At 60.0% G+C, this 16,707-nt stretch carries 18 protein-coding genes and 1 pseudogene; 6 read left to right on the forward strand and 13 right to left on the reverse strand.

Going from position 1 to position 16,707, the window contains the following annotated elements:
* Positions 1-96: 96 nt before the first annotated feature.
* The 3 genes from AC0L8G_RS16035 to AC0L8G_RS16045 all read left to right on the forward strand — a co-directional run bounded on the left by AC0L8G_RS16035 (position 97) and on the right by AC0L8G_RS16045 (position 2,680).
* Entirely contained in the window at positions 97-561 is a 465-nt protein-coding gene (locus AC0L8G_RS16035; protein ID WP_473385170.1) for a Ros/MucR family transcriptional regulator, read from the forward strand.
* Between the two features lie 540 nt (positions 562-1,101).
* Entirely contained in the window at positions 1,102-1,392 is a 291-nt protein-coding gene (sciP, locus tag AC0L8G_RS16040; RefSeq protein WP_473385171.1) for a CtrA inhibitor SciP, read from the forward strand.
* 190 nt (positions 1,393-1,582) lie between these two features.
* Positions 1,583-2,680, forward strand: a complete 1,098-nt coding sequence (locus AC0L8G_RS16045) for a flagellar biosynthesis protein FlhF (protein ID WP_473385172.1) — start codon at positions 1,583-1,585, stop codon at positions 2,678-2,680.
* A gap of 148 nt (positions 2,681-2,828) precedes the next feature.
* Here AC0L8G_RS16045 and AC0L8G_RS16050 read toward each other — a convergent pair whose 3' ends face one another.
* The 12 genes and pseudogenes from AC0L8G_RS16050 to AC0L8G_RS16105 form a co-directional block, all read right to left on the reverse strand.
* On the reverse strand, positions 2,829-4,049 hold the full coding sequence (locus AC0L8G_RS16050) for a peptidoglycan DD-metalloendopeptidase family protein (protein WP_473385173.1): 1,221 nt from the start codon (positions 4,047-4,049) through the stop codon (positions 2,829-2,831).
* A gap of 157 nt (positions 4,050-4,206) precedes the next feature.
* Positions 4,207-4,971, reverse strand: a complete 765-nt coding sequence (gene surE / locus AC0L8G_RS16055; RefSeq protein ID WP_473385174.1) for a 5'/3'-nucleotidase SurE — start codon at positions 4,969-4,971, stop codon at positions 4,207-4,209.
* 32 nt (positions 4,972-5,003) lie between these two features.
* The gene (locus AC0L8G_RS16060) at positions 5,004-5,681 is read right to left on the reverse strand and encodes a phosphatase PAP2 family protein (RefSeq protein ID WP_473385175.1); all 678 of its coding nucleotides are present in this window, start codon (positions 5,679-5,681) and stop codon (positions 5,004-5,006) included.
* A 47-nt stretch (positions 5,682-5,728) separates the two neighbouring features.
* The gene (gene serS / locus AC0L8G_RS16065; protein WP_473385176.1) at positions 5,729-7,012 is read right to left on the reverse strand and encodes a serine--tRNA ligase; all 1,284 of its coding nucleotides are present in this window, start codon (positions 7,010-7,012) and stop codon (positions 5,729-5,731) included.
* A gap of 43 nt (positions 7,013-7,055) precedes the next feature.
* Entirely contained in the window at positions 7,056-7,883 is an 828-nt protein-coding gene (tatC, locus tag AC0L8G_RS16070) for a twin-arginine translocase subunit TatC (RefSeq protein ID WP_473385177.1), read from the reverse strand.
* Positions 7,880-8,284, reverse strand: coding sequence for a Sec-independent protein translocase protein TatB (tatB, locus tag AC0L8G_RS16075; RefSeq protein WP_473385178.1), 405 nt, complete (start codon positions 8,282-8,284; stop codon positions 7,880-7,882). The genes tatC and tatB overlap by 4 nt, the downstream gene beginning before the upstream one ends.
* Before the next feature lie 57 nt (positions 8,285-8,341).
* On the reverse strand, positions 8,342-8,554 hold the full coding sequence (tatA, locus tag AC0L8G_RS16080) for a twin-arginine translocase TatA/TatE family subunit (RefSeq protein ID WP_473385179.1): 213 nt from the start codon (positions 8,552-8,554) through the stop codon (positions 8,342-8,344).
* A gap of 91 nt (positions 8,555-8,645) precedes the next feature.
* Positions 8,646-9,578, reverse strand: coding sequence for an SMC-Scp complex subunit ScpB (gene scpB, locus AC0L8G_RS16085; protein WP_473385180.1), 933 nt, complete (start codon positions 9,576-9,578; stop codon positions 8,646-8,648).
* A complete protein-coding gene (locus AC0L8G_RS16090) occupies positions 9,575-10,489 on the reverse strand; it encodes a segregation and condensation protein A (RefSeq protein WP_473385181.1) in 915 nt (304 codons plus the stop codon). Before AC0L8G_RS16090 ends, scpB begins: the two co-directional genes overlap by 4 nt.
* Positions 10,490-10,599: 110 nt before the next feature.
* Complete coding sequence (gene nagZ / locus AC0L8G_RS16095) at positions 10,600-11,619, reverse strand: beta-N-acetylhexosaminidase (protein ID WP_473385182.1); 1,020 nt, start codon at positions 11,617-11,619, stop codon at positions 10,600-10,602.
* Positions 11,620-11,647: 28 nt separating this feature from the next.
* Positions 11,648-12,475 carry an SPOR domain-containing protein gene (locus tag AC0L8G_RS16100; protein ID WP_473385183.1) on the reverse strand — a complete coding sequence of 276 codons (828 nt, stop codon included), beginning with the start codon at positions 12,473-12,475 and terminating at the stop codon, positions 11,648-11,650.
* Positions 12,476-12,671: 196 nt separating this feature from the next.
* Positions 12,672-13,905 (reverse strand): annotated as a pseudogene (locus AC0L8G_RS16105) (deoxyguanosinetriphosphate triphosphohydrolase).
* Positions 13,906-14,241: 336 nt separating this feature from the next.
* Here AC0L8G_RS16105 and erpA point away from each other — a divergent pair.
* Together erpA and AC0L8G_RS16115 are read left to right on the forward strand one after the other, a co-directional pair.
* Entirely contained in the window at positions 14,242-14,583 is a 342-nt protein-coding gene (gene erpA, locus AC0L8G_RS16110; RefSeq protein WP_473385184.1) for an iron-sulfur cluster insertion protein ErpA, read from the forward strand.
* A gap of 83 nt (positions 14,584-14,666) precedes the next feature.
* On the forward strand, positions 14,667-15,146 hold the full coding sequence (locus tag AC0L8G_RS16115) for a nuclear transport factor 2 family protein (RefSeq protein ID WP_473385185.1): 480 nt from the start codon (positions 14,667-14,669) through the stop codon (positions 15,144-15,146).
* A gap of 130 nt (positions 15,147-15,276) precedes the next feature.
* Here AC0L8G_RS16115 and AC0L8G_RS16120 read toward each other — a convergent pair whose 3' ends face one another.
* Positions 15,277-15,936 carry an ATP-dependent Clp protease proteolytic subunit gene (locus AC0L8G_RS16120; protein WP_473385186.1) on the reverse strand — a complete coding sequence of 220 codons (660 nt, stop codon included), beginning with the start codon at positions 15,934-15,936 and terminating at the stop codon, positions 15,277-15,279.
* 99 nt (positions 15,937-16,035) lie between these two features.
* Between AC0L8G_RS16120 and AC0L8G_RS16125 the strand changes: the two genes are divergently transcribed.
* Positions 16,036-16,707 carry a nitroreductase gene (locus AC0L8G_RS16125; protein WP_473385187.1) on the forward strand — a complete coding sequence of 224 codons (672 nt, stop codon included), beginning with the start codon at positions 16,036-16,038 and terminating at the stop codon, positions 16,705-16,707.

The raw sequence follows: 16,707 nt of genomic DNA on the forward strand, positions 1-16,707 counted from the left end.
CAATGGCAAGTTGCGCCTAGAACCTGCGGGCTGCCGAGAAGGCAAGGGATAGCGAGAACGCTATTGTCGGTGGCTTCCGCACTGGAGAAGACTAGAATGGCCAATAAGAAGACGGATTCCGTTGACCAGATCAGCGCGATCCACCTGGCGAGTGATATCGTCGCCGCGTATGTCGGAAACAATGCTGTAAAAGCCGACCAACTTCCTACTCTACTGCATGATGTGTACTCCGCCGTCTCCGGCCTCGCCGAAGAAGGTGCATCGTTCCTCGCTAACCGCGAGCCAGCCGTGCCGATCAACAAATCGGTGACACCCGATTTTGTGATCTGCTTGGAGGACGGCAAAAAACTGAAGATGCTCAAACGCTACTTGCGTACGCATTATGATCTGTCCCCAGAGGAATATCGCCGCAAATGGGGATTGCCCGCCGATTATCCGATGACTGCGCCGAACTATGCAAAGTCTCGTTCGCAACTCGCGAAAGATATTGGTTTGGGGACGGCGGCGACGTCCAAAAAACGTAAGACCGTCAAGCGCAAATCAACGCGCAAAAAGTCTTAAGACCACTTCGTGCCTTACCTGTGAAGCGCAGCGGCGGACCTTCCGCTGCGCTTTTACTTCCGCGGTTTCATCGAAATTGCGAAAGGGCGCATTTTTATCTGCATATTTCCGCAAAATTTATCACGCGACGCCCTGCGCCGAATTAACCCGCATGGTCTTGATACGGGACGATGCGCTGTCCTTTTCTGAAACGAAGTTTCCTGCGCCGCGATAGGCGCGACACGCATTCGCCGCAACATCGCGCCTGCGCCATTCACAGCCACAAGCGCATAAGCCTTGTTATTAGCGGTAAAACCCGCGCGCGCGGCACAAGACCACGCGCAAACGCTGCGATACATCTCAACAACGCATCATGCGACCGCATCCGCCCGAAGCGTCGCACAAAGATACAATTGTTTCCTTTTCAGAAAGCGGAAACCCTATTTTTTCACCAATAATCAACCACTTATAGAAGCTTTTACCTTGCTGTTTAGGCGTTTTTTAAAAGCGCACGCCTAGTCTGCGTCAGAAGATAGTTGTGTTTTAAGGGTTATAGAGCTCATGTCTGTCGTTGCTGACAACGCTGCACCATCCGCAAAAACCGATGCTTATGTCATTGGTCCGGATGGCACGCCGCTCACATTACAAGATCTGCCGCCGCCGACCACCAAACGCTGGGTGATCCGCCGCAAGGCAGAAGTTGTCGCCGCCGTGCGCGGAGGCCTGTTGACGCTTGAAGAAGCGTGCAACCGCTACACGCTGACAGTTGAAGAGTTTCTGTCCTGGCAAAAAGCGATCGACCAGTTTGGTCTGCCGGGGCTGCGGGCGACCCGCGTCCAGCAATACCGCTAACCCCTCCTACACTTTTCGGTCTTCGAAACCCGCCGAGGCGCTGCCCCGGCGGGTTTTTTTTCGCCCAGGCGACCGGCTGGCGGGCCGGGCGGCGGCCCTCCCCTTGGAACCCGCGCCTGCTTCGCGCTATGCTCGACTTTGTATCAATCCGGGCCATGTGGCCCTGTAGTAACCCGCCGGTATCCCGCCAATGATGAAGTTCATCGCCTCTGACCTTGACGCCGCCAAGTCCAAAGCGCGCCGGGCCCTGGGGGACAAGATGGTGGTCCTTTCAGTGCGGGAGCTGCCGAGCGGCGATGTGGAAGTCACGGCGTCCGACAAACCCGCCCCGGCTGCGCCGGAGCCAGCGCCGAAAGCGCAATTCGCCGGCGCCGCCCGCGAGGCCGTCGATGAAGGCCCGTTCAAGATGGGCGCGGGCGCACGCCTAAGCGAAAATATTGAATCGAAATTCTCCGCCGACGCTCTGTCAAAACTTTCCTCCAAGCTCACCGGCGGCAAGAGCCAGCGCTCTCTCGATATGAGCGATGTTAGCGTTCGCGCTATGGCGGAAATTCTCGCGCCCCACGGAATTGGCGATGCGCTGCTCGCGGCATTGGTCGATGGGGCGCGCAAATCTCAGATTGACGAAGACCTGTACCGGCTCGAAACCGCCTTTCGCGAAGTCTTCACTTACGCGCCGCTGCATTTTGCGCCGACCGCGCCGATCATGCTGGTCGGCCCCACTGGCGCCGGCAAGACCTCAAGCTCCGCAAAACTCGCCGCGTCAGCGCAGGCAGGCGGCGCGCCGGCCACGATGATCACCGCTGATGTCGGCCGCGCCGGCGCTATTGATCAAATCCGGGCCTATGGGGCCGCCCTGGGTGCAGATTATTTTATCGCTGAATCCCCGCTCGACGTGGCGCAAATTTTAAAGAGCCATCGCCCTGGCGGCGCGGTGGTGTTCGATACGCCCGGCGTCAGCCCCTATGATGCAGGCGATATCGCCGCCTTGCGGTCATATCGCGAGGCGGCGGATGCGGAGCCCGTGCTGGTCCTGCCCGCAAGCGGCGACGCCGATGAATATGTGGACTGGGCCATGGCCTTTAAGGAAATAGGCGTGCGGCGCTGCATCCTGACGAAGTTCGATGCAACCAAACGCGTCGGCGCCGGATTGCGCGCCGCCTTTGAAGGCGGACTGGCCTTGGCGCATTTTTCCGAAACCGCGTTTATTTCCGAAGGCCTGCTTAACGCCAGTCCGGAATTTCTCGCCCGCCGCCTGATCGCGAGCCGGCCGGGAAAAATCACCTGAACCGAACAAGCACGACGCGAACCGGCAACGCGGGCTGGCAAAGAAAAAGCGGGCCAACAGGCCCGCCAAATGATACTCAACTGATTTTCTTCTTTATACGGAATACGCAGCTACTAACTCGTCAGTCCGCGCTTTACACAGGCGCGTATTATGGTTTGCCGAGCAATGCAACCGGGTCGATGGCCTGACTTTGCTGGCGGATTTCAAAATGCAATTGCGGCGTTGTCACCGCGCCGGTTTGCCCGACTTTTGCGATGACCTGGCCTTTACGGATTTGATCGCCCTTTTTGACGAGCATCGTGTCATTATGGGCGTAGGCCGTGACGAACCCGTCCTGATGCTTGATCAGCAACAGATTTCCAAAGCCTTCCAGTTCCGAGCCGCGATAGACGACTTGTCCATCCGCAGCGGCGCGCACCGGAGCGCCGACCGGCGCGGCGATGTTCACGCCGTCATTTCGGCGGCCGAGATTTCCCGATCCGAATTCAGAAACCACTGCGCCATGCACCGGCCAGTCAAACATCGATTTGGCGGAAACCGGCGCGGGCTTCGTATAGGAAGCATTGCGCGCAATCTCGGCGACGTTGGCGGGGGCTTGCGTCTCGGCGGGCTTGGCGGGCGCGGTGCGCGCGACGGTCATCGGGCGCGACGCGCCTGTCGGCGCCTGCGGGATCAGCAATCCCTGCCCCACATCCAGCGCATAGGGCGGCTGCATCTTGTTGGCGGCGGCGATGTTTTGCACCGGCACGCCGGTACGGCGCGAAATTTCGTAAAGCGTGTCGCCTGCGCGCACGGTGTAGAGCTTGTCTGCCGCCACAACCTGACGCGTTGAAACAGCCGCGCTGGCGGTCTGCCGCGATGGCGCGTCAACAGCCAGAGCCGTTGCGCCGCTCGGCAGTTTCAACGCCTGACCGACCTTCAGCGCATAGGGCTTTTTCAGATCATTCTCGTCAATCACCGCCGCAGGCGTCACATTGAACCGGCGCGCGATCGCATAAACCGTGTCGCCGCGCTGCACTTCAATATAGCCCTTGGCTTTGTGCAAATGCGCCGGCGGCGTTGCGGATGTTTTGTGAACGCGGGCGCGATCGGCGTCGTCGAGATAAACGGCCGACAAAGGCGAAAGCTGCACCGGTTCAATGCTCGCCGCCGGACGCGGATTGAATTCCGGTTGCCGGTAGGCCGGCGCTTGCGCGGTCTGAGCGCGCGCCGCCTGCTGTTCGCGATAGATTTCTTCTGGCGAATGATAAACGCGGGTCTGGCGCGCAGCATCAGAGCCGTAAACCACCGGCGCATGATTGCTGTGAGAACCACAAGCGGAAATCGCCAGTAGTGATCCCGTCAACATCGCCCAACGCACGCGTTTCATCGCCCCTCCTCAATGCAAAAAAGCTGCGGAACGTTTTCCGCAAATCCAATCGCCGATTCGATCCGACGTTTGTCTTCTTTGGTTAACGAAGCGTTAAGATATGGCGTGATCGTTAAGCTTTTGTTGCAGCATTTCCCACAAGCCTGAAACGCGCCGCCTAGGCGTTTTTCGCCAGCGCCTTTTCCAGCGCGTCACGGGTTGGATTGTCGGTCAGCGACAGATGCAGCGGCGTGATTGAAATCCGCCCGTCATAGATTGCGCGCAGATCCGTCCCCTCTGGCGGGTTGGAAAGCTCGCCTGAAAAACCATACCAGAAATAGGTCCCGCCGCGCAGATCCCGGCGCTCCTCGGCGAAGAGTTGAACCGAGTCGCGATGGCCCTGACGCGTCGCTTCTACGCCGGCGATATCATCCGGAGCGCAGTCGGGAAAATTGACATTCATGACGACATTTTCGGGCCAGCCCGCCTCCAGCAACATGCGAACGATTTTTGCGCCATGGGCCTCCGGCGTTTCCCAGCGCGCCGCATCACGCGCCAGCCGCGACAGCGACAACGCAATGGACGGCACGCCCATGGCCATGCCCTGAAACGCGCCGGCGATGGTGCCGGAAACCGTCACATCTTCCGCAAGGTTCTGGCCGTTATTGACGCCGGAGAGAATGAGATCCGGCTTTTTGCCGCCCAGCACTTTTTGAATGCCCATCAAGACCGCATCGCTCGGCGTGCCGGTCACCGCAAAACGCCGCGCATCATATTCACGCATGCGAACCGGATGCGCCAGCGTCAGCGCGCGCGCGGCGCCGGATTGCTCTTCCTGCGGCGCACAGACCCAGACATCATCGGACAAGTCGCGCGCGATCTTCACAAGGCTTTCGAGCCCGCGCGCATAAATGCCGTCATCATTGGTGCAGAGAATACGCATGTGAGAACCCTTTAATTACGCGCGAACCAGTTTCAGGTTTCCTGCTTATCGCGCAGAAACGCCCAAGCGAAAAGCCACCATAGCGCCGCCCATGCCGCGCCCAACGCCCAGCCCGCCAGCACATCGGTCGGCCAGTGCACGCCGAGATAAACCCGGCTCGCGCCCACCAGCATGGTGACCAGCACCGCATAGAGCATGATCAACGCGCGTTCGCGCTTGCGTTTGTGAAACCGCGCCAGCAGCGCGCCAAGGGTCAGATAGATCACCGCCGACAGCATGGCGTGACCGCTGGGAAAGCTGAGTGAGTGCACTTCCGCAAGCTGCGGCACCAGATCGGGGCGCGGACGGCCAAAACCGACCTTCAACCCTTCGCTCAAGACAATGCCGCTCGCTGATGCGCCCGCAATGACGAGCGCGTTTTTCCATTTGCCCTGAATGAGAAGATAGATAACGACGCTGAGCACCAGCAGCGTCAGCACGACAAAACCGCCCAGGCTGGTGATGTCGCTCACCGCCAGATCGAGCCAGGCCGGACCGATCGGATCGGACCGGTCGAGCGGCGAGCGCAAGGCGAGTAGAATGTTCTCGTCGAATGAATGCGTTTCGCCTTCGGTGGTTTCGTCTGCAATAGCGGCGAAACTGAGCAGTCCTGTCGCAGCGACGGCAAAGGCGATCAGCGCGCCAAGTTCTGACCGCGCCCTGTCGAGCATCAGACGAACTACGGGATGCTCTTTGAGGAACTTTATCTCTGGGAGCTTTATTTGAGCGCCTCGATTTTTTCCGCGCCGCCCATATAGGGTTTCAGCACATCCGGAATCGCGACGGAGCCATCCGCCTGCTGATAGTTTTCAAGCACCGCCACCAGCGTGCGCCCCACCGCCAGGCCGGAACCGTTGAGCGTATGGACAGGATTGATCTTTTTCTTCTCAGCGGCGGCGCGATAGCGCGCATTCATGCGCCGCGCCTGGAAGTCGCCGCAATTCGAGCAGGAAGAAATCTCGCGATACTCGCCCTGCCCCGGCAGCCAGACTTCGATGTCATAGGTCTTGGTCGCGCTGAAACCCATATCGCCGGTGGACAAAACCATGGTGCGGAAAGGCAATTCAAGGCGCTTCAAGACTTCCTCAGCGCAGGAGACCATGCGCTCATGCTCGTCTTGCGACTGCTCCGGCGTGGTGATCGAAACCAGTTCGACCTTCGAGAATTGATGCAGACGGATCATGCCGCGCGTATCGCGACCGGCCGAGCCCGCTTCAGAGCGGAAGCACGGCGTCCAGGCGGTCAACCGCATTGGCAGTTCTTCTTCGCTCAAAATTTCGCCGGAAACCAAATTGGTCAGCGAAACTTCAGCGGTGGGAATAAGCCAGTGCTCGCCCGTTGTTTTGAACAAATCTTCCGCGAATTTCGGCAACTGCCCCGTGCCGTAAAGCGCTTCGTCCTTGACGAGCAGCGGCGGCGCGCATTCGGTGTAGCCGAACTCGCCGGTATGCAGGTCGAGCATGAAAGACGCGATGGCGCGTTCGAGCCGCGCGAGCTGGCCTTTAAGCAGGACAAAGCGCGAGCCCGACATTTTCGCAGCAGTCTCGAAATCCATCTGCCCCAGAGCTTCGCCAATATCGAAATGCTCTTTTGCATTGTTGAGGCGCTTCGGCTCGCCGATTTTGCGCAACTCAACATTGGCCTTTTCGTCGGCGCCTTCGGGCACATCATCGGCGGGCAAATTCGGAAGCGCGGAAAGAATGTCGCGGATCTGATCTGCGTATTTCTTCTGCTCGGCTTCCGCCACCGGCATTTGCGCCTTGATGGTCTCGACTTCCTCGCGAAGACGATTGAATTCCGCTTCGTCGCCCTTGGCCTTGGCCTGACCGATCAGCTTGGAAGACGCATTGCGCTTTTCCTGCATCTCGTTCAGCGCATGGGTGAATTTGCGGGCGTCCTCGTCCAGCGCAAGGATCTCCCCGGCGCGGGGGGAAAGGCCCCGGCGCGCCAGACCGGCGTCGAAAGCGTCCGGATTTTCGCGGATAAATCTGATGTCAAACATGGGGCGCGGTTTAGCCTGCCCGCGCCAAACGGTCCAGCCTGACTTAGACCGAAGCCTCCTCGGCCTCTTCCATTTGCTCTTTCACCTTTTTCTCGGCAAGGCGAACGGACAGGACGGAAAGCTCATAGAGCCCGATAATGCAGGCCCCGAGAACGAGCTGGCTGAACGGGTCCGGCGGGGTCAGGAACGCCGCGAGCACAAAGATCACGACGATCGCCACCCGCCGGTTGCGGACCAGAAAGGCTGAATTGATCAGCCCGGCCCGCGCCAGCAAGGTCAAAAACACCGGCAATTGGAAGGCGAAGCCGAACGCCATGATCAAGGTGGTCATCAAGGAGAGATAGTCGCCCACCCGGGTCAGCAATTCGATGGCGACGCCGCCGGTCTGCGCCGGGGCCTGCTCCATGCCGACCGCAAAGCGCATGACGAAGGGCATCAGCACAAAATAAACCAGCGCCGCACCCGCCGTGAACAACACCGGCATCGCCGCCAGAAACGGCAGGGCCGCCGCGCGCTCGCGCCGATACAGGCCCGGCGCGACGAATTTGTAGAGCTCATAAGCCATTACCGGAAAGGCGAGCGCAATCCCGCCCAATGCTGCGAGCCGAACCCGTGTGAAGAAAAACTCCAGCGGCGCGAAATAGAGTTTCGGTTCCGCGCCGGCGGCGGTCACCGCGCGCTCAAACGGGATGACGAGGAAATCGTAAAGCGGCACCGAAAACGCAAAACACAGGGCAAAGGCGACGCCGAAGGCGGCGACCGAAACAATCAGACGCGACCGCAACTCAACCAGATGATCGAGCAAGGGCGCCGATGACGCCTTGAGCTCCTCCTCTTCGGAGATTTTGTCCTTGTCCGGCTGCGCGCTCATGACTTCGCCGCTTCGCCCTGGCCGGTTTCGCCCTGTTGTGCAGGCTGGTCTGGATCGGCCTCGGTTTTCGCCGTCTCCGTCACGGCTTTGTTGAGCTCTCGCGCTTCGTCGCGCAATTCCTTGTCGATCGGCGCCATGGTCTCTTCCAGGGCGCGCTTGGCGTCGGCGACCGGATTGTTCTTTTTCAGATCGTCAATTTCCTTGCGGAGATCTTCCATCTCCGCCTCGCGCGCCATCTGGTCGAAAGCGGCGGTGAACTCGCCCGCAAGGCTGCGCGCCTTCGCCACCATCCGGCCGGCGGAACGCATAAGTTTTGGAAGATCCTTCGGGCCAACGACGATCAACGCCACGATAGCGACGAGCACCAGCTCGAAAAACCCGAATTGCGGCAGGAGGTTCATGTCGGCCCAATACCAATCCGACTTGCTTCAGCAAGTCCGGCCTTCGCGGCCCAAGGCTTACGCCTTGTCCTTTTCCTCGACTGGCGTCACGTCCATCGCCGCGTCGCCCCGGTCATCGAGGGATTTATCCTCTTCCTGCAGGCCTTTGCGGAAGGATTTAATGCCTTTGGCGAAGTCGCCCATAATCGCGGATATCTTGCCGCCGCCGCCAAACAGCAACAACGCCAGGACGAGGATTATGACGATCTGCCAGGGTCCGATTGCGCCCATGATGCGCCTCTCAACTTGAATTGCGGTCTATAGGTAATGCGACAGAGGTTAGGACGCAAATGCGAAAGAACGGTGCATTTTATGCGCCTTGTCAGGCATCAGCCGCCTCGTCCTCGCCTTCATCAAGGAAATCCTGCGCAAATTCGCCGGATTCCTCGTCATCTTCGATGTCCTCATCGTCACTGTCAGCGGGCGACGGGACCGAAAAGCCGGGCGGCAGGCGCGCATCCAGAAGGCCCGCAGCCTTCAAATCCGCCAGTCCGGGGAGGTCCTGAATGCTCTCCAGCCCGAAATGCTCGAGAAAACCCTCGGTCGTGCCATAGAGCGTCGGCCGGCCCGGCGCATCGCGGCGCTTGCCGCGCATTTTCACCCAGCCAATTTCCAAAAGCTGGTCTAGCGAGCCCTTGGCGACCTGAACGCCGCGCACATCTTCGATATCGGCGCGGGTGCAAGGCTGGTGATAGGCGATGATCGCAAGGGTCTCGAGCGCCGCGCGCGATAGTTTGCGCTGGGTCGTCTTTTCCTTGTGCAGGACATGCGCCACGCCCGACGCGGTCACGAAGCGCCATTTGGACTCGATCCGCTTCAGCTCGATGCCGCGCCCTTCATAGTCGGCGGCGATGCGCGTGATCAGCTCAGAAATCGCCGCCCCGGCCGGCAGGCGGTCGGCGATGCTTTTTTCATCAAGCGGCTCGGCGGCGGCGAACAACAGGGCCTCGACCATGCATTTATGTTCGGCCAGCTCCTCTTCGCTCCACTCCACCGGCGCCTGTTCAGCTTGCGCGGCTTCTGGTTCGGCGGCGGCATCGCCTTCAACGGACTCTGCGTCTGATTCAGCCGCAGTTTCCTCGCCGTCATCGCCGGCGTCTACCGCTTCTGCATCCGTCTCTTCTGCTTCGTCGGTCACGGCTTCGGCCTCGTCTTCCTCATGCATCGCCTCTTCCGCCATTTCCTCTGCCAGCGCTTCTTGCGCTTCACGGGCGTCGAGCCCTTTGAAATTGCGTCCTGCGTCTTCGAGCGTCATGACGCTTCTCCTTCATCGCCCGCCGCAACCGCGCCATCTTCAGCGCCTTCGGGCATGGCGTTATCCTGTTCGGTGTTGTCTGCTTCTTCGCCCTCAGCGCGGGCTTTAATGTAAATCGGCTCAAAAGCGCTGACCTGACGCAGATCAATACGTCCGGCCTTTGCAAATTCCAGCGCCGCATTGAATGAACTCGCCAGAATCGAAACCGGCGGCGCATCGACATCGTAGGTTTTCGTCAGTGAACGGAGGTCCGTCCATTGCGGGATGGCGCCGAGAATACGTTGCAAGCGGTTCCGCGCGGCCTCAATGGAATACACCGCCGGCGGTTCAATATGATATTCGCGATCCACCGCTGCGACACGCTGCACGGCATATGCCTTGAGAAGATCGAGCAGGTCCGCCTGCCAGTCCGGCTTATGGGTGACGCGCACGCCTTCCGGCGCGCCGCGCGGGAAAAAGTCCCAGCCTTGCTGCGGCAGGGCTTGCAGATCCTCCACCGCCTTGCGCATCGCTTCGAGCCGCTGGAGCTGGAAGGCGAGCCGCGCCGCCATCTCGTCAGCAGTCGGCTCGTCGCCCTGATCTTCCGCCGCAGGCAACAGCATCTTGGATTTGAGATAAGCCAGCCAGGACGCCATAACGAGATAGTCGGCGGCTAGCTCAAGATTGCGCGCCTTCGCGGCCTCGACAAACAGCAAATACTGATCGACCAGCGCGACCATGGATATCTTGCGGATATCGACTTTCTGGTGGCGTGCGAGATCGAGCAGAACATCGAGCGGGCCTTCATAGCCCTCAATATTCACGACAAGCGCATCGACCGCCTCGTCGCCCGTTTCCGCGCGCACCGGCGCATCGAAAGCATCAATTGCTTCCGCCTCGGGCCCATTTTCCGATGCTATCGGGGCCGTCATGTGAGCGGCCATCTGGGCCGCCGCCATGGGATTATGTTCACCATCCGCCATCAAGTCAGTTTAGGGCCGATTCTGGCCGCATCCTATCGGCTTTGCCGCCCTGTTGAAAATTAAGCAAGCGCCGGCTTTATCAGCGCGTTGAGACGCTCATAGTCAGCGCTTGTATCGCTCCGCTCCGGCGACTTCAATTCCGCCAGCGCCGCCCCGGCCCGGCGCGCCGATTCGCCCGTGAGTTCGCACAACGCGCCAGCGCTTTCTTTCTTTTCCGCGAGCGAGAAATTACAAGCGAGCGCGATGTCACAACCCGCATCATAAGCGCCTGAAATCCGCTCCGCGATGGCGCCGCCCAGCGCCTTCATTTTCAGATCATCCGTAAACAGCAGACCCTCAAATCCGATTTCGCCGCGGATGACATTTTCAACAATGATAGGCGACAAAGTCGCAGGGCGTTCCGCATCATAGGCTTCGTAAACAATATGCGCGGTCATGCCCATCTTCGTATCGCGCAGCGCTTTGAACGGCAGGAAGTCGCAATATTTCAAATCGCGCTGCTTTGCGCAGACACGCGGCAAATCATGATGAGAATCGCAAAGGGAGCGGCCATGACCGGGCAGATGCTTGATCACCGGCAGCGCCCCGCCCTCTATCAACCCTTCCGCCATCTGCGTGGCGAGCAAGGTGATGGTCGACGCATGTTTCGCGAGCGCCCTGTCACCGATGACCACAGGATCGGCGTCCATTTGCGGCACGTCGAGCATCGGCACGCAATTCACCGTGACTCCAAGATCTGAAACCAGCCGGCCAAGCAGATAACCATTGAGCCGCGCCGCCTCACCGGCTTTTTTCGGATCAAGCTTCCAGAGTTCGCCGAAAACCGCCGGGGCCGGATGGGCGGGAAATGCCGGCGGCTTCATCCGCGCGACGCGCCCGCCCTCCTGGTCGATCAGGATCGGCGCATCTTCACGGCCGACGCAGTCGCGCAATTCATCGCAATGGGCGCGTATCTGATCGGCGTTTTCACAATGACGGGCGAACAGGATGAATCCCCAGGGATCGACATCCTTAAAGAAAGCCCGCTCCTCTGCTGAGAGGCGCGGGCCTTCGCAATCAAAGATCGCAGCTGTGGGCATAACTCAACTTCGCCCTTATTCTGCGCGCTTAAAGCGCTTTTACCAGACAGTCCTGTCCGCGCTCTTTCAAGCCGACACAATAGGTCTTGGCTTCATCGGATGAAGAAAACGGACCGACGCGAAGGCGGTAATAGACGCCGCGATCACCAAGATCGGCCACTTCCACATCCGGGCCCTTGCCGTCGACATAGTCGCCAAGCTTGGTCTGCATGCGGCCCCACTGCCCCATGGCTTCGTCATTCGAACGGAAAGCGCCAACCTGCACCACATGGGTGCCCGAACCGGCGCGCACCGGACTTGTGCTTGAGGGCGAGCTGCGGGTCGGCGTTACGCTGACAGTCGGCGGCGCCGTATCGACAGGCTCTTCAACGGTCGGCGCGTCATCAAGCACCGCAGCGTCTTGCGCCGCCAGATCCGCCAGCCGGTCCTCCACTTCATCCGTCATGTCCGCAGCGGCGGTCTCGGCCTCTGCGCTCAAGGCGCCGATAGCGTCTTCCACATTGCGGTCAACCGGCTCTTCCGGCCCTTCGGCGAGCGTCGTCACGGGATCAGCGTCGCCGCCCAGCGCATCATAGACTTCGCGCTCAACCGTCGGCGTGCCGTCTTCGGCGGTCTCGATCTTGATCGGCTCGGGGTCGGCGGCGACATAAGGCGTTTCAATCGCGCCGCCGTCACGGCCGACTTTCATGCCTTGCTTGTAAGCGATCCACACGACCGACACGAATGCGCCGATCATGACGATGCCCATGATCAGGACGGCGAAGCCCGATAGTCCGCGATCATCTTCTTCATCGTCGAACTCGTCGTACTCCTGGTACTCTTCCTCGTAGCCTTCTTCGTGTGCTGCGTTCGCCATGTCTAAAACCGCTCCTTCGAAAGCGCTGAAATTTCGCGCCCGATATTCTCCCCAAGACCGCCCGGAACCGGGCTGAAGGAAGCGCATCATCGCCGCGCTTCGCTGGTCTTAAATTGTCATTCCAACCCAACGCCTTACGAAACGCCGAATCGCCATTCCGCGCTATTCTAACACCGGAAGACGCGAAGACAGAGCGCTAGCCGTCAAATTCGACGCTAAAAAGGCGCCGGTACTCCCGAGCCGCATATCGGTCCGTCATCCCCGCGATATAATCGCAGACCGCCCGCGCCCGTCGCGCCTCGCCGCCACTCTCATATCGCTCGCGCCATTCCGGCGGCAATGTTTCGGGCTCGGTAAAAAACAACTCAAACAAAGATTTAATGATCTCGCTTCGCCCGGCTGCGGGCGCGATTGACCTTGAAATGCCGGTACATGTTTTGATGCAGGAAGGCGCGCAATCCTTCCAGATCCGCCTCCATCCCTGGGGAAAAGGCGCATAGGGCCGCCGGCGCGCGGCGCACCGCGTCGGCGTCCTTCGGGTTGACCGCGATCAGCCGTTTGCGGGTTTCCGCGAGCACGTCTTCCACCATAGCGCCGATCAGATCGGAGACCGCCTCGGCGATCAGGATGTCGCGCGGCGCATCGGCAAAGCGCTCTTCCGCCGAGCGGATCGCCGGACCGACCAGCGGCAATTCCCGCGCCTCGGCGAAACTGAACAACCCGGCGCGCAGCCCGTCATCCACATCGTGATTATTATAGGCGATGTCGTCGGCGATGCCCGCGACTTGCGCCTCCAGCGAGGGATAGGTGTCGAGCCAGAGATCATGGGTCGCCGCATATTCGACGATGGCGGCGGGCAGCGGTTCCTGCTTGCGCGCCAGCGCCCCGGTGAGCGGGCCGTTATGTTTGACTACCCCTTCGAGCGACTCCCAGGTGAGGTTCAGCCCCTCAAACCCGGCATGGCGGCGCTCGAGTTTGGTCAGCAGCCGCAGGGTCTGGGCGTTGTGATCAAACCCGTCATAGGGCGCCATGCACTCAACCAGCACGTCCTCGCCCGTATGGCCGAAAGGCGGATGGCCGAGATCATGGGCGAGCGCGAGGGTCTCTGCGAGGTCTTCGTCGAGCTGCAATGACCGGGCGAGCGTTCTGGCGATCTGGGCGACCTCAAGGGAATGGGTTAGCCGCGTGCGGTAATGGTCCCCCTCATGGGAGATGAAAACCTGGGTTTTGTGCATCAGTCGGCGGAAGGCGACCGCATGGATCACTCGGTCGCGGTCGCGCTGGAACGGCGTGCGGCCCCGGCTTTCCGCCTCGGGATGCAGGCGCCCGCGGGTCTCCTGCGCACGCGCGGCATAGGGCGCGAGCGGCGCGGGAAATCCGATAGGCGCTGTCGCGAGCGCAGATGCGTCTTCAAACGCCGATTTCGGCATATTTTCAGTCACTTGGCCCTGTAATTTCATTTAAGCGCTCCGCTGCCGCCTGCGGGCTATAGGGTCTTGTCTGCCGATTCCGTTAACATTGCTTGGATCAATATAGGCAATTCCGGAGGATTTCGCCCGCTGACCACTTAGAAGCGCCTTTCCTCCCCCGCCTGCGGGGAGGTGTCACAGCGGCGCGCGCCGCTGTGACGGAGGGGGTTTCCGCCAGATCACCCCCATCGACCGCTTCGCGGCCACTTCCCCCGTAAACGGGGGAAGAAAAGCACGCCAGCCCTCGAAATCCGTCCATTAACCCCCTATCTTCACACGAAGCGTAAAGTGAGCCCCATGACCGTCGAAACCACCACACCCGTCTCTGTTTCCCCCCGCGCCGCCAAGCGCATCGCCGCGATCCTCGCCAAGGAGCCCGCCGGCGCCATGCTGCGCGTCGCGGTCGAGGGCGGCGGCTGTTCTGGCTTTCAGTATAAATTCGACATCGTGACGGCGCGCGAGGATGACGACCTCGTGCTCGACGCAAACGGACATTCCGTGCTCGTCGATTCCGTGTCGGTCGACTATATGGCGGGCTCTGTGATCGACTTTTCCGACGAACTCATCGGCGCGGCGTTCAAGATCGAAAACCCGAATGCGACGGCGGCCTGCGGCTGCGGTACGAGTTTTTCGCTTTGAGCCCGGTTTAGACTCTTTTCCCTTTCTGGCCGCACGTATCATTCCCCGCTATCTTCCCCCTACAAACAAACGGGAGGAAGCACATGCGGAACATTTTGATGACTGGCGTTGCGGCGCTGACAGCGAGCATGGTCGTGGCGGCCTGCACGGCGGCGGACAAGGACGGCGGCGACGCGCAGGCGGCGCTTGAAGCCGCCAACAAGGAGAAGGCGCTTTACTGCATGGACCTACTCTTCAACAAAAAAGACATCGAAAAATCGCGCGCCGAGTGCTGGGGCGAAACCTATATTCAGCATAACCCCCATGCACCTGACGGCGCCGAAGCCTTGTTCTCCTTCATGACGCCGTTCTTTGAAGCCAACCCCGATCTCGCCATTGATGTGAAGCGCGTCGCCGCCGAAGGCGATCTCGTCTGGATCCATTACAATAACAAGCCAACGCCGGATCTGCTCGGCCTCGCAGTGGTCGACATCCTGCGCATGGAAGACGGCAAGTTCGTCGAGCACTGGGACGTCGTGCAGCCGGTGCCGGAAACCTCGGCGAATGAAAATACAATGTTCTAGCGGCGATCACGCCTTCGTCCTTCGAGACGCAAAATTTCCTTCATCCTGAGGGCGGACGCGAAGCGGCCGTGTCTCGATGGACGAAGGAAATTTTTCTCCTCAGGATGAAGGCTCGTTGCAAATTTGACAGCTACTCCAACACCGTCACGATATTGGAATCCTGATCGACCAATTGCTGCGCGCTATAGAACAAATCCTTGCCCTTCCATTCGCGCGCAAGCCCCTCTCGCCATGTCGCATCCATGGGCGAGTTGACGAAATAGCGGTCGAAAAACCGGCGGCTGGTGAAGTCGCGTTCGAATTGCGGCTGGTCGACTTCCTCACCGGTGTAGAAATCATAGGCTGTCGGTTCATGAAACATAAACCGCGCATTCGCCGCCGCATATCGCGTCTCGCCTTGCAGATAGATCGGCACGCACATGGAATAGCAAGCGCGGCGCGACCGCACGCGCGTTTCGACAATATGCGTGCGCTTCATCCGGTCGATTATCCGGATCACCTGTTCGCCCTCGGCGATTGAGCCGCCGGGCGAGTGAAGATCGATGATGATGCGCGTCCCCTTGCCTTTCCATTCCCGGTAAGCCTCTTCAAAACGGCGCGCCATCGGCGCCTCAACCTGATTGCGCCAGGTGAATATGAGCGCTTCAGCGTCCTGGCGGTCCCGGGTGACGGAAAGCTCGCCCTTGTCCTTGAAGATCAGCTCTTCATTGCGCGCGATCAAAAACGCCGTCGCCGCCAACATGAACAGCGTCGCAAGCAAGGTCAGTCTCGATTGCTGACGTTTATCCACTGCACACCGTCATTGCCTGCACGCCAATTGCGCCTACGCTCGTCTCGAATACGGATATATTTAGGTTCGCCCATCAACGAATAAAAGCGCTGAAAAACCATGAACGTCACCGAAGCGATCAAATCCCGCATTTCAACGAGACAGTTTCTCGACACGCCAGTCTGCGAATCTCAGATACGCGATTTGCTCGACACCGCCCGATGGTCGCCCTCTGGCGGCAATTTGCAGCCATGGAAGGTGCATGTGGTGACCGGCGCAGGCCGCGACCGGCTGGTCGCCACCGTGCAGCAGGCGATCAGGGACAATCCCTTCGCCGATGAGAGCGAACTGGCGATCTACCCCCAAAAACTGGGCGAGCCCTGGCGGACACGGCGCTATGAGGTTGGTGAAGCCTTATACGCATTGCTGGGTATTCCGCGCGACGACAAGCCGGCGCGGATCCAGCAATTGCTGCGAAATTACGAATTTTTCGGCGCGCCTGCGGGCCTTTTCTTCTCCCTCGACCGGCAGTTCGACAAGGGTCAATGGGCCCATCTCGGCATGTTCATGGCCAGCTTCGCACTTGCAGCGAAAGAGATGGGCCTCGCGACCTGCATGCAGGAGGCGTGGGCGGCGCGCGCCAAGACTGTTTCCGCCTTTCTCGGCCTGCCGGAGACAGAACAGCTTTATTGCGGGATGGCTTTGGGCTATGCCGACAAATCGGCGAAGGTCAATGAACTGCGCTCCTCGCGCGAGCCCGTCGATGCGTTCGCGCACTTTATTACGGAATAA

It is taken from the genome of Hyphococcus sp. D3-15, from assembly GCF_055809375.1.

Coding starts and splice junctions, on each gene's coding strand:
- tatB (WP_473385178.1), bottom strand. CDS start 8,284: ATGAACCTCCTGCCGCAATTCGGGTTTTTCGAGCTGGTGCTCGTCGCT.
- AC0L8G_RS16100 (WP_473385183.1), bottom strand. CDS start 12,475: ATGGCGAACGCAGCACACGAAGAAGGCTACGAGGAAGAGTACCAGGAG.
- sciP (WP_473385171.1), top strand. CDS start 1,102: ATGTCTGTCGTTGCTGACAACGCTGCACCATCCGCAAAAACCGATGCT.
- AC0L8G_RS16125 (WP_473385187.1), top strand. CDS start 16,036: ATGAACGTCACCGAAGCGATCAAATCCCGCATTTCAACGAGACAGTTT.
- AC0L8G_RS16060 (WP_473385175.1), bottom strand. CDS start 5,681: ATGCTCGACAGGGCGCGGTCAGAACTTGGCGCGCTGATCGCCTTTGCC.
- AC0L8G_RS16035 (WP_473385170.1), top strand. CDS start 97: ATGGCCAATAAGAAGACGGATTCCGTTGACCAGATCAGCGCGATCCAC.
- AC0L8G_RS16090 (WP_473385181.1), bottom strand. CDS start 10,489: ATGACGGCCCCGATAGCATCGGAAAATGGGCCCGAGGCGGAAGCAATT.
- AC0L8G_RS16115 (WP_473385185.1), top strand. CDS start 14,667: ATGCGGAACATTTTGATGACTGGCGTTGCGGCGCTGACAGCGAGCATG.
- erpA (WP_473385184.1), top strand. CDS start 14,242: ATGACCGTCGAAACCACCACACCCGTCTCTGTTTCCCCCCGCGCCGCC.
- scpB (WP_473385180.1), bottom strand. CDS start 9,578: ATGACGCTCGAAGACGCAGGACGCAATTTCAAAGGGCTCGACGCCCGT.
- surE (WP_473385174.1), bottom strand. CDS start 4,971: ATGCGTATTCTCTGCACCAATGATGACGGCATTTATGCGCGCGGGCTC.
- tatA (WP_473385179.1), bottom strand. CDS start 8,554: ATGGGCGCAATCGGACCCTGGCAGATCGTCATAATCCTCGTCCTGGCG.
- tatC (WP_473385177.1), bottom strand. CDS start 7,883: ATGAGCGCGCAGCCGGACAAGGACAAAATCTCCGAAGAGGAGGAGCTC.
- serS (WP_473385176.1), bottom strand. CDS start 7,012: ATGTTTGACATCAGATTTATCCGCGAAAATCCGGACGCTTTCGACGCC.
- nagZ (WP_473385182.1), bottom strand. CDS start 11,619: ATGCCCACAGCTGCGATCTTTGATTGCGAAGGCCCGCGCCTCTCAGCA.
- AC0L8G_RS16045 (WP_473385172.1), top strand. CDS start 1,583: ATGATGAAGTTCATCGCCTCTGACCTTGACGCCGCCAAGTCCAAAGCG.
- AC0L8G_RS16050 (WP_473385173.1), bottom strand. CDS start 4,049: ATGAAACGCGTGCGTTGGGCGATGTTGACGGGATCACTACTGGCGATT.